Below are 11,784 nucleotides of genomic sequence, written 5' to 3' on the forward strand. Positions count from 1 at the left end.
GAATACAATTAGCATGGTCGATATTGTCATACAATCGGCCCCATTACCTGTCTTTTGGGGAATGTGGCTTTTCGGCAACAATCGCTTCCAGCGCCGTCAGGATGGTCGGCATCGCTTGGCTTAACCCCTGTGCGCGCGCGCTGAACAACAGGCCGATCGTGCGTCGTGCGCCAAAATCGGCCAGCGCAGCGCGCACCATGCCCGGCCAGCTATAGGCCATTGGCATGACTGTCACGCCCAGGCCCGCCGCAACCATCTGCATCACTCGCTCGTCGTTGGTCGCGCGAAAGGCGAAATGCGGACGTACGCCACGATCGACGAAATAGCGACTTGTGACGGACAGCGCCTCGCAATGTCGCCGCACGATCATCACTTCGCCTGCCAGTTCCTCCGCCGCGACACACGCCCGACCGGCCAGATTGTGGCTGGAGGGCAGGGCCAGCCCATAGCCTTCCTGCATGATCGGTCGCGCGGCATAGCGATCCGCCCCGTCGCGCACCACCGTCAGCGCAACGTCGATCCGCTCCGCATCCAGCCGCGCCAGCAGTTCGCGCTCCGTCCCCGGCACCAGTTCCAGCGCCTGCGCGTCGCCGGGGCTGCAAGCGGCCACCGCCTGCGCCACCAGGGCGCCGGGAATGCTGGTCAGCAACCCGATCCGCAGCGGCGCGCCCTGCGTCGATCGCGCGCCCGCCTGTTCGGCCAGGTTGAATTCCCGCTCGATCCGCCGTGCATGACCCAGTAGCCGCGCGCCTGCCTCGGTCAGTTCCACTCGCTGGTTGCTGCGCAGGAACAGCGGCGCGCCGACCGTCTGTTCCAGCTTCGCGATGCCCACGGACAGGGTAGGCTGCGACACATGGCAATGCGCCGCCGCGCGGGAAAAATTGCCCTGGTCGACCACGGCCAGGAAATAGCGCAGCAGATAGCGTTCGATCATAGACAGAAACTATACACTAAGCACCGTCCTTTCAATTTTTCTCTTGGGCACGCTGGCGCTAGGATAGGGGTAATGGAGAGACGCCAATGACCGATTTCGATTTCGTCCTGGGTGAGACTGCGGACATGATCCGCGACAGCAGCCGCCGCTTCGCCAATGACCGCATCGCCCCTCTGGCCGCCCGGATCGACGCGGAGGACTGGTTCCCGCGCGCGCTGTGGCCGGAAATGGGCGAACTGGGCCTGCACGGCATTACGGTGGAAGAGGCCGATGGCGGCCTGGGCCTGGGCTATCTGGAGCATGTCGTCGCGCAGGAGGAAGTTGCCCGCGCGTCCGCGTCCATAGGGCTGAGCTATGGCGCGCACTCCAACCTCTGCGTCAACCAGATCCGCCGCTGGGGCAATGCCGAACAGAAGGCGCGCTACCTGCCCAAGCTTATTTCGGGCGAGCATGTCGGTTCGCTCGCCATGTCGGAAGCGGGGGCCGGTTCTGACGTCATGGCGATGAAGCTGCGCGCCGACAAAAAGGGCGACCGCTACGTCTTGAACGGCACCAAATATTGGATCACCAACGCGGCCGAAGCCGACACGCTGGTCGTCTATGCCCGCACCGGGGACGGCACGAAGGGGATCACCACCTTCCTCATCGAAAAATCCATGCCCGGCTTTTCGATCGGGCAAAAAATCGACAAGGTCGGCATGCGCGGATCGCCCACAGCCGAACTGGTGTTCGACGATTGTGAAGTGCCCGAAGAGAATATCATGGGCCCGCTCAACGGCGGGGCTGGCGTGCTGATGTCGGGGCTGGACTATGAACGCACTGTGCTTGCGGGCATCCAGCTTGGCGTCATGCAAGCCTGCCTCGACGTCGTGCTGCCCTATGTCCGCGAACGCCAGCAGTTCGGCAAGCCGATCGGCGCGTTCCAGCTGATGCAGGCCAAGATCGCCGACATGTATGTCGCCCTCAACAGCGCCCGCGCCTATGTCTATGCCGTCGCCAAAGCGTGCGACGCAGGCCGCACCACCCGCTACGACGCGGCGGGCGCGATCCTGCTGGCCAGCGAAAATGCGGTGAAGGTCGCGCTTGAAGCGGTGCAGGCGCTGGGCGGCGCGGGCTATACGAAGGACTGGCCGGTCGAACGCTTCATGCGTGACGCCAAGCTGCTCGACATTGGTGCAGGCACCAATGAAATCCGCCGCATGCTGATCGGGCGAGAGCTGGTCGGGGCATAGAATATGGTCGGGTCATGCTGTGACAACCTCGTCCGTTCGTTTCGAGCGAAGGTTGGTTTGACGGATCAGTTCTTGCCCACGAACAGGAACGCGACCCCCGCCATGATGCAGGCGAAGGCGGCGAAATGGCGCCAGTGCAGCGGTTCGCCCAGCACCGTCACCATGAACCCGCCGAAGATCAGCAGCGCGATCGCCTCCTGCGCGATCTTGAGCTGCCCTGCGGACCAGCCATGGGCAAATCCGATGCGATTGGCAGGGACCGCAAAACAATATTCGACCAGCGCGATGCCCCAGCTGATCAGGATGACCACAACGAGCGGCTTGGTCATTCCGCCTTTCAGGTGCCAATACCAGGCGACGGTCATGAAGAGGTTTGAAATGACAAGGAGAGCGATGGTGGGCATGAACGGCCTCGAACAGGGCAGGGGGAACCGCACTGCCACCACCGGGCGCGGGAGCGCAAGGGCATGAGCGCGCCGGTCCTCGACACCAAATTGTTCCCCGACAGCGAAGCCTTCCGCAATAACGCTGCGCATAACCGCGCGCTGGCGCAGGAATTGCGCGCCAAGGTTGCGGCGGCCTCAGCCGGCGGGTCCGCCAGCTCTCGCGACAAACATGTGGCGCGCGGCAAACTCCTACCCCGCGACCGCGTCGAGCGGCTGCTCGATCCCGGTTCGCCTTTTCTGGAAATCGGCCAGCTGGCCGCCAACGGCCTCTATGGCGATGATGTCCCCGGCGCGAGCCTGATCGCAGGCATTGGCCGCGTCGCCGGTCGGCAGGTCATGATCGGGTGCAACGACGCCACGGTAAAGGGCGGCACCTATTATCCCGTCACCGTGAAGAAGCATCTGCGTGCGCAGGAAATCGCGCTCGAAAACCGGCTGCCCTGCATCTATCTGGTCGACAGCGGCGGCGCGAACCTGCCCAATCAGGCGGAGGTATTCCCAGACCGCGACCATTTCGGCCGCATCTTCTATAACCAGGCCAACCTGTCGGCGCAGGGCATACCCCAGATCGCCTGCGTCATGGGCAGTTGTACGGCGGGCGGCGCTTATGTCCCCGCCATGTCCGACGAAACCGTCATCGTCCGCAACCAGGGCACGATCTTCCTGGCAGGGCCGCCGCTGGTGCAGGCGGCGACCGGCGAAGTCATCTCTGCGGAAGATCTGGGTGGTGGTGACCTGCATGGTCGCAAATCGGGCGTGGTCGATCATGTTGCCGATAATGACGATCATGCGCTCACCATCGTCCGCGACATTGTTTCGACCCTGCAATCAGACCGCAAGCCGGACCTCAATCTGCGCGAACCCCGCCCGCCCAAATATGACGCGAGCGACCTTTACGGCATCATTCCCGATGATGTCCGCGCGCCCTATGATGTGCGCGAAGTCATCGCCCGCATCGTCGACGCCTCCGAATTTCATGAATTCAAGCCGCTCTATGGCACCACGCTCGTCTGTGGTTTCGCCCATATCTGGGGCATGCCCGTCGCCATCCTCGCCAATAACGGCGTCCTGTTCAGCGAAAGCGCACAAAAGGGCGCGCATTTCATCGAACTCGCCTGCCAGCGACGGATACCCTTGCTCTTCCTCCAGAATATTTCCGGCTTCATGGTCGGCGGCAAATATGAGGCGGAGGGGATCGCCAAGCATGGCGCGAAACTCGTCACCGCCGTCGCCACCGCGCAGGTGCCCAAAATCACCGTGCTGATCGGCGGCAGCTTTGGCGCGGGCAATTACGGCATGTGCGGCCGGGCCTATCAGCCCCGTTTCCTCTTCACCTGGCCCAATGCCCGCATTAGCGTGATGGGCGGCGAACAGGCCGCATCCGTCCTCGCCACCGTCCACCGCGACGCAGGCAAATGGTCGCCGGAAGACGCCGAAGCCTTCAAGGCGCCGGTCCGCCAGAAATATGAAGAGGAAGGCAATCCCTACTACGCCACCGCGCGGCTATGGGACGATGGCATTATCGACCCCGCGCAAACCCGCGACGTGCTGGGCCTGGCCTTCGCCGCAACGCTGAACGCGCCGGTGGCTGAGAGGGCGCAATTCGGCGTGTTCCGGATGTGATGGGGGTGAGGCAGGACAACGCCATACCTCCCCGGAACGGGGAGGGGGACCGCCCGAAGGGTGGTGGAGGGGCATTCAACACCACCTCCGCGACGATCAGGATGGCAAGGCGCGAACGACGCTCCGGCAATCTTCCTGAGGTGATATTGTGGCGCGCGTTGCGCCAGCGCCCCGGCGGCTTCAAGTTCCGCCGCCAACACCCGATCGGCCCATACAGTCTGGATTTCGCCTGCCTGTCCGCACGGCTTGCCATCGAAATCGACGGCGAAGTTCATAATCGCGGCGATCAACCGGAAAGCGACTCCGTCCGCGATGCTCATATGCGCGGGCGCGGGTTCGACACAATTCGCATTCCCGCGAGAGAAGTGCTGCAATCGGTCGACATGGTCGTCATCGCCATTGTCTCCGCCTGCCGTGAGCGCCAACCCCTCCACCAGCCTTCGGCTGGTCCCCCTCCCCGTTTCGGGGAGGTAGAAGGACGCCTGCCATGATCCAATCCCTCCTCATCGCCAATCGCGGCGAAATCGCCTGCCGTATCATCCGCACCGCGCGTGCGATGGGCATCCGCACGGTCGCCGTTTACTCCGACGCCGACGCGACGGCGCTCCACGTCCGCTCCGCCGACGAAGCCGTCCATATCGGCCCGGCCCCGGTGCGCGAATCCTATCTGCTGGGTGACCGGATCATCGCCGCCGCCCTGCAGACCGGGGCGCAGGCGATCCACCCCGGCTACGGCTTCCTGTCCGAAAACGCCGAATTTGCGCAGGCTGTCATCGACGCGGGGCTGATCTGGGTCGGCCCCAACCCGTCCTCCATCACCGCCATGGGCCTCAAGGACGCGGCCAAGCAATTGATGCAGGACGCCGGCGTCCCCACCACGCCCGGCTATCTGGGCGCGGACCAGTCGCCCGCTCATCTGGCCGCGCAGGCCGACGCCATCGGCTACCCCGTCCTCATAAAGGCAGTCGCGGGCGGCGGTGGCAAGGGGATGCGCAAGGTCGACAGTCCCGCCGATTTCGCCGACGCACTCGCCTCCTGCCAGCGCGAAGCGGCGTCCAGCTTTGGCAACGACCACGTCCTGCTCGAAAAATGGGTCACCAACCCGCGCCATATCGAGGTGCAGGTGTTTGGCGACACGCACGGCAATGTCGTCCACCTGTTCGAACGCGACTGCTCGCTCCAGCGCCGCCACCAGAAGGTGATCGAGGAAGCACCCGCACCGGGCATGGACGCCGCCACCCGCGAAGCCATCTGCCAAGCCGCGGTCCGCGCCGCCAAGGCGGTCGACTATGTCGGCGCAGGCACGATCGAATTCATCGCCGACGGATCGGAAGGGCTGCGCGCCGACCGCATCTGGTTCATGGAAATGAACACCCGGCTTCAGGTCGAACATCCCGTGACCGAGGAAATCACCGGCGTCGATCTGGTCGAATGGCAACTCCGCGTAGCATCGGGCGAACCGCTGCCGAAGCGGCAGGAGGAACTGAGCATCAACGGCCACGCCATGGAAGCGCGGCTTTATGCTGAAAATCCGGCGACCGGATTTTTGCCCAGCACAGGGCGGCTGGAACATTTTTCCATCCCCCGTAGCCTTGATCCATACAGTTATATCGCGCCTTCTACTGGCAGTCTGGAAACGCTCAATTATTGCGGCTATCCGCGCATCGAAACGGGCGTCGAACAAGGCAGCGACATCTCTCCCTTTTATGACCCGATGATCGCCAAGCTGATATGGTGGGCCGATAGTCGCCGTGATGCGGCGCGCGGATTGTCTAACCTCGTCCGCCGCGTAGAGGCATGGCCTGTGCGAACCAATGCCACGTTTCTGCACGCCTTGCTGGTCGATCCCAACTTCACGTCAGGGGCGGTTCACACCGGGCTGATCGAGCAACTAGGTGAGGATGTGGTGTATGATCTGGAGCCGCCAGAGGGTCTGCTGGAGCTTGTCGCTGACGCTCTGGTTGATAGGTCTCTGCCAACGGAATTGAGGGGATTTCGTCTCAATGGGGTGCCTCAGTTGGCTGTTCGCCTCAAGGACCGGCAGAATGTCTTCAATGCGACAACCGGAGTCGGACGGGATGTAGTGCAGAGATTGCAGGACGCGGATTGGTTCTCGCTCACGCCGTCGGATGGCGCGATCTTGGCGGCAACTCAAGGGCAGACTTGGAAATTTGAGGTGGCCCGCACCGATGGCGCGGCCGCAGGCGCAGCCTCCGACGGCGCGATCCTCTCGCCGATGCCGGGCCGCATCATTTCCGTGTCGGTCGCGGCGGGTGACGCAGTGGTCAAGGGGCAGAAACTGCTGACGCTGGAAGCCATGAAGATGGAACACAGCCTCATCGCCCCCTTCGACGGCACCGTGGCCGAACTCAACGCCAGCGAAGGCGGGCAGGTGAGCGAAGGCGTGCTGCTGGCAAAGATCGAGAAGGCGGAAGGGTAAGGCGCGCATCACGCCCTCCCGCCGTTCGTTTCGAGCGAAGTCGAGAAACCCATGCGCGCCGTTTCTCGACTTCGCTCGAAACGAACGGGCCGTATGTCCTATTGGGCAGAGAGACGGGCAGCCCGCTGTCCTACCGGACTTCCATCTGCTATAACCAACTGTAATCGCTAACTTTCGATTAAATCCCATCGTTCATATGGGCGAAGATCGAAAAGTTAGACCCAAAAAGGGGGCAAAAATGGCCGGACGCTATTTCGACCAGTGGACCATCGGCGACAGAATCGCTCATGACATCCGCCGCACCGTGACGGAGACGGACAATCTCCTCTTCACGACGATGACCCATAATCCCCAGCCGCTCCACCTCGACGCGGAAGCCGCCAAAGCCTCGGAATTTGGCCAGATTCTCGTCAACGGCACCTTCACCTTCGCGCTGATGATCGGCCTGTCGGTGGGCGACACGACGCTCGGTACGCTGGTCGCGAACCTGGGCTATGACAAGCTCGTCATGCCAAAGCCGGTATTCATCGGCGACACCATGCGCTGCGAATCCGAAGTCACGGACCTGAAGGAAAGCCGGTCCCGCCCGGACGCGGGAATCGTCACTTTCACCCATCGCCTGATCAATCAGCGCGACGAAATCACCTGCCAATGCCTGCGCATGGCGCTGCTCAAGAAGGCGACGGCCTGAGCGATGATCGGGCGGGTCATGGCCAATATTTTGCGCAAAAGACCGTTGCCAGCCCGATTTCCCTCGCCTATAGCCGCGCACATCGGGGCCTTAGCTCAGCTGGGAGAGCGCGTCGTTCGCAATGACGAGGTCAGCGGTTCGATCCCGCTAGGCTCCACCAATATTCCCGAAAAGCCGGATTTCGCGCAGCAGCGAAGTCCGGCTTTTCCCGTTTGTCCCCGGCTCCATTCTGGCGGCAATGGCCCTTCTCCGGTCGGCCCTGCCGCACTAGATCGGCAGCAATAGGGGGATCAGTCCATGTCCAACGCATCTTTCGCCATCACCGCCCATGACGTCGCCGATGCCGCCCGCATCATCGCGCCCGCCGCCATCATCACGCCCTTGCTTGAAAATGCGGCACTCAACGCATTGGCTGGCCGCCGGGTTTTCCTGAAGTTCGAGGGCGCACAGCATACCGGATCGTTCAAATTTCGCGGGGCCTATAACCGGCTGGCCCGGCTAAATGCGGTAGAACGTGCCGCTGGCGTCGTTGCCTGGTCATCGGGCAATCATGCGCAGGGCGTGGCCGCCGCCGCCCGGTTGCTGGGCATCCCCGCGACCATCGTGATGCCCGTGGACGCGCCCGCGATCAAGCTGGCCAACACCCGCGCGCTGGGCGCAGACGTCGTGACCTATGACCGCCATCGCGAGAGCCGCGAAGCGATAGCGACCCAATTGGCGAATGATCGGGGCGCGACGATCGTGCCCTCCTTCGATGATCCTCATATCATCGCAGGGCAGGGGACAGCCGGACTGGAAATATTGGCGCAGGCGGATGCGGCGGGCGCGTCGGTCGGCCAGATATTGGTGTGTTGCGGCGGTGGTGGGCTGACCGCCGGGATCGCGACCGCCGTGAAGGCGCAGTCGCCCGCCACCGCCATCTACAGCGTCGAGCCGAGCGATTTTGACGATACCGCCCGGTCGCTGATCAGTGGCGTGCGCGAACAGGTCGGGCCCGGTGCGCGTTCCATATGCGACGCCTTGCTCTCGCCCAGCCCCGGTGCATTGACCCTGCCGATCATGCGGGCGCTGGTGACCGCTGGGCTGACCGTCAGCGACGATCAGGTGCGCGATGCGATGCGCTTTGCCTTTTCGACGCTCAAGCTGGTGGTCGAACCGGGTGGCGCGGTGGCGCTGGCGGCGATGCTCGCAGGCCTCGCACCGCCATGCGACGGTGCGAGCGTTGTCGTCATGTCGGGCAGCAATGTCGATCCAGCCATGTTTGCGGAGATCATCGCCGGATGATCGAAGGACTGTCAGTGCGGTGCAGCCTCGCCACGCGCGGGCGGACGCTTCACCTTCCTGATCTGCCGGACGCCCAGCCATACCGTGACCAATGTGGCCGGCAACAGCGCGATGTTGATCCAGCCGGGCAGATGCGCGCCCTGGCGTTCCAGCGCTGCTTCAAGATGATGCCACAGGCCCAGCGCATAATAGCTGATCGCGACGACCGACAGTCCCTCGACCGTATGCTGCAAGCGCAGTTGCAGGCCAGTGCGCCGGTCCATCGACGCCAGCAAATCGCGATTGCGCCGCGCCAGCGCGGTGTCGACGCGCGTACGAAGCATGGCGCTGGTCCAGGCGGTGCGTTGCGACAGGTCCTCCAGCCGCCGGGTGAAGGCGTCGCAGGTACGCATCGCCGGGAGCAGCCGCCGTTCGGTAAAATCGTCGAGCGATCGGAACCCCCGCACCGTCGCCATGTCGAGCCGCCGGATGCGGTCGAAGCAGAGTTCGGCATAGGCGTGCGTCGCGCTCATGCGATAACGGGTGTGGGCGACGATCTGCGCCAGTTCGGCGCTGAGCGCGGACAGTTGCGCCAGCACGCTGTCGGCGTCCGCGTCCTTTTCCGCGACGCGCGCCGTGATATTGGTCAGCCGCTGCTCCAGCGCGGTGACGACCGGCGTCGCCCGCTGCGCTTCGGGCAGGCCCAGCAGCGCCATCTTGCGATAATTGCCCAGTTCCTGAAGCCGCTGAATCAACTGCGAAGGCTCCGCACCGGCCAGCCCATTGTCGCGGATCAACAGGCGACCAAAGCCATTGGCGTGCAGGCGAAAGTCGCTCCAGATGCGGGCGCGGCCCTGCGCCACGTCGGAAATGATAAGGTCATCGGTCGCAAAATGGCTGGCGATCATGGCGTCGGACGGGGGCGTCCTGACCAGCGCGATCTGGGTCGATCGGATGATCCGCCCCGGCAGGCCAGCGATCCACTGTGCCGTCGCGGCAAAGGGCGTCAGGTCGAAAGGGTCGCCATCGCCGTCCGCGATGAAGCTGTACGTCATGAATTCGGTGTGACGTTCGCAGGAAAATTCCAGCATGCCAAGGCTGCAGGTCAGGAAGCGGTCGCCAGTATCGGCGGTGACGCCATGGGCCGCGAGCAGCGCGGCCAGCGCCCCGCTGCTCTCGCGCGCTTCGTCCTCATCCACCAGCAGGACGAATTGCAGCAGGCGGGCCGGGGCGGACAGCCGGGGCATGGTACGCACATGCATTTCCTGCGACAGGGGCGCGCGCAGGGGATGATCGCGCAGTTGAAGCGCCGTGAAAGGATCGTCCCGGTGCTGCGCGTCGTCGGTCATGTTTTTGCTCCCCCTGATCGGCTTCTAGTCTGACAAAAGGCGCCCGCGCAATTGGATCATGCCAAAGGATGAGAGGCGATGGCCAGCGCCGTCAGACGCGCCGGGCAATGGCGCCCGCGGCCCAGCCCATGCCGACTGCCAGCGCGATGGCGGTCAGTCCGTAGAGGAAGGACCATTTTTCCGCCGCAACGGCCATGAACTGTTCAAAGCCGGATTTGCGCACCGTAATGTCGCGGACGGCGGCGGCGACCACGCGCCCGTCCTGCACCAGAAAAGTCTCCGCAGTATAATCGCCCACGATCACACGCGCCGATAGCGGCAGGCGCGCCCGGTACAGCACGCCGTCACTGATTTCGACCGTGCCCGGCCGTTCGACGAACAGGCCGGATCGTTCGCGCAGATCGACCAGCCCTTCCTGGAACCGGCTGATTTCCGCGCTGTCGTTGAGCGAAGATGGCGACAATTGCAGCTTGTCGACGCCCAGTTCATATATCGCGGCGGTGCGCTCGTCGACGATGCGGTCGATCGGGCGGGACGATGCCATCGCGTAGAAACTGGGCGCTGACCGGAAGCTGGCGCGATCGGCATTGACCCAGATGCCGGCCACCTTCTGTTTTTCGCGCATGGTGATCGACTGTTCCGGCCCCTTGAGCACCACGACGATATCGGCAGGCTTTTCCGGACGGTTGCCATCGGGATAGACGATCGCGCCGAACAGCAGCAGGTCAGCGCCGGTGAAACTATACTGGATATCGATGTCGCGCTGCGACACGTCTGGCACCAGTTGCGGCGCAGTGGCCGCGCCGAGCAACAGGACCGGCGCCAGCCGCCAAAGGTCACGCCGCCGCATCAGTTCAACTCTATCGTGAAGATTTCATCGGGCCGCCAGCCCAGCCCCAGCGCCATGCGCGCAGCGACCAGCAACACGATCAGCGCCAGCAACACGCGCAGATATTCGGGCCGGATCGTCATCGACAGCCGCGTGCCGACCTGCGCGCCCGTGACGCTGCCGATCAGCAGCAGCATCGCCAGCACCAGATCGACGGCCTTGGTCGTCATTGCGTGCATCATCGTCGTCGCCATGGTGACGAACAGGATCTGGAACAGCGATGTGCCCACCACGGACTGGGTAGTCATGCCCAGCAGATAGAGCATGGCTGGGACAAGGATGAAACCGCCGCCCACGCCCAGCAGCATCGTCAGGATGCCGGTTGCCATCCCCAGCAGCAACGGGGCGAGCGGCGAGATATAGAGGCCGGAACGATAGAAGCGCCAGCGCATCGGCAGCGCCGCGACGAGCGGGTGGTGCCGCCGCTTGCGCGCCTGCGGACGCCTGCCGGTCTTGAGCGCGATCAGCGCCTGAATCGATTCCTTGGCCATCAACAGGCCGATGCCGCCCAGCATCAGCACATAGAGGATGCCGATGACCGTATCGATCTGCCCCAGATATTGCAGCAGGCGAAAGATCAGCACGCCAAGCCCGGCGCCGACCACGCCGCCGGCGATCAGGACGCCGCCCATGCGAAAATCGACAGTGCCGCGCGATATATGGGTGAAAACACCCGATACGCTGGCACCGGTCACCTGCGACGCGGCGGATGCGGCGGCGACGGTGGGGGGGATGCCGTAAAAGATGAGCAGGGGCGTCGTCAGAAAACCGCCGCCGACGCCGAACATGCCCGACAGCAGACCCACGATCCCGCCCAGGCCAACAATGACCAGCGCGTTCACCGAAAGATTGGCGATGGGCAGGTAAAGATCCATGGCCCGACCGGGGTAGTGGCAAAATGTGTCGAGTGAAAGCGC

At 63.7% G+C, this 11,784-nt stretch carries 11 protein-coding genes and 1 tRNA gene; 7 read left to right on the forward strand and 5 right to left on the reverse strand.

Annotation, left to right across the window (positions count from 1 at the left end):
- Positions 1–43 precede the first annotated feature (43 nt).
- Positions 44–934, reverse strand: a complete 891-nt coding sequence (locus AC07X9_RS02630; RefSeq protein WP_017182564.1) for a LysR family transcriptional regulator — start codon at positions 932–934, stop codon at positions 44–46.
- A gap of 86 nt (positions 935–1,020) precedes the next feature.
- Between AC07X9_RS02630 and AC07X9_RS02635 the strand changes: the two genes are divergently transcribed.
- Positions 1,021–2,166 (forward strand): isovaleryl-CoA dehydrogenase, encoded by a 1,146-nt coding sequence (locus AC07X9_RS02635; RefSeq protein ID WP_086485439.1) that lies wholly within the window; start codon positions 1,021–1,023, stop codon positions 2,164–2,166.
- A 65-nt stretch (positions 2,167–2,231) separates the two neighbouring features.
- Here the strand turns inward: AC07X9_RS02635 and AC07X9_RS02640 are convergent, their stop codons facing one another.
- A complete protein-coding gene (locus AC07X9_RS02640; RefSeq protein WP_017182566.1) occupies positions 2,232–2,570 on the reverse strand; it encodes a DMT family protein in 339 nt (112 codons plus the stop codon).
- A 63-nt stretch (positions 2,571–2,633) separates the two neighbouring features.
- On the opposite strand from AC07X9_RS02640, the gene AC07X9_RS02645 reads away from it, so the two are divergent.
- From AC07X9_RS02645 to AC07X9_RS02670, 6 genes are all read left to right on the forward strand, one after another.
- Complete coding sequence (locus AC07X9_RS02645) at positions 2,634–4,235, forward strand: carboxyl transferase domain-containing protein (RefSeq protein WP_017182567.1); 1,602 nt, start codon at positions 2,634–2,636, stop codon at positions 4,233–4,235.
- Between the two features lie 101 nt (positions 4,236–4,336).
- A complete protein-coding gene (locus AC07X9_RS02650; protein WP_026002292.1) occupies positions 4,337–4,726 on the forward strand; it encodes an endonuclease domain-containing protein in 390 nt (129 codons plus the stop codon).
- The gene (locus AC07X9_RS02655) at positions 4,723–6,675 is read left to right on the forward strand and encodes an acetyl/propionyl/methylcrotonyl-CoA carboxylase subunit alpha (protein WP_017182569.1); all 1,953 of its coding nucleotides are present in this window, start codon (positions 4,723–4,725) and stop codon (positions 6,673–6,675) included. The genes AC07X9_RS02650 and AC07X9_RS02655 overlap by 4 nt, the downstream gene beginning before the upstream one ends.
- 238 nt (positions 6,676–6,913) lie before the next feature.
- Entirely contained in the window at positions 6,914–7,366 is a 453-nt protein-coding gene (locus AC07X9_RS02660) for a MaoC family dehydratase (protein WP_017182570.1), read from the forward strand.
- An 84-nt stretch (positions 7,367–7,450) separates the two neighbouring features.
- A tRNA-Ala gene (locus AC07X9_RS02665) sits at positions 7,451–7,526 on the forward strand.
- A gap of 137 nt (positions 7,527–7,663) precedes the next feature.
- Complete coding sequence (locus tag AC07X9_RS02670; RefSeq protein WP_017182571.1) at positions 7,664–8,650, forward strand: threonine ammonia-lyase; 987 nt, start codon at positions 7,664–7,666, stop codon at positions 8,648–8,650.
- Between the two features lie 11 nt (positions 8,651–8,661).
- Here the strand turns inward: AC07X9_RS02670 and AC07X9_RS02675 are convergent, their stop codons facing one another.
- The 3 genes from AC07X9_RS02675 to AC07X9_RS02685 form a co-directional block, all read right to left on the reverse strand.
- Positions 8,662–9,978, reverse strand: coding sequence for a DUF3422 domain-containing protein (locus AC07X9_RS02675; protein WP_086485440.1), 1,317 nt, complete (start codon positions 9,976–9,978; stop codon positions 8,662–8,664).
- 91 nt (positions 9,979–10,069) lie between these two features.
- Positions 10,070–10,828, reverse strand: coding sequence for a TIGR02186 family protein (locus AC07X9_RS02680; protein WP_017182573.1), 759 nt, complete (start codon positions 10,826–10,828; stop codon positions 10,070–10,072).
- Positions 10,828–11,742 (reverse strand): sulfite exporter TauE/SafE family protein, encoded by a 915-nt coding sequence (locus tag AC07X9_RS02685; protein ID WP_017182574.1) that lies wholly within the window; start codon positions 11,740–11,742, stop codon positions 10,828–10,830. Before AC07X9_RS02685 ends, AC07X9_RS02680 begins: the two co-directional genes overlap by 1 nt.
- Positions 11,743–11,784 lie beyond the last annotated feature (42 nt).

This window comes from Sphingobium sp. GW456-12-10-14-TSB1, assembly GCF_059424385.1.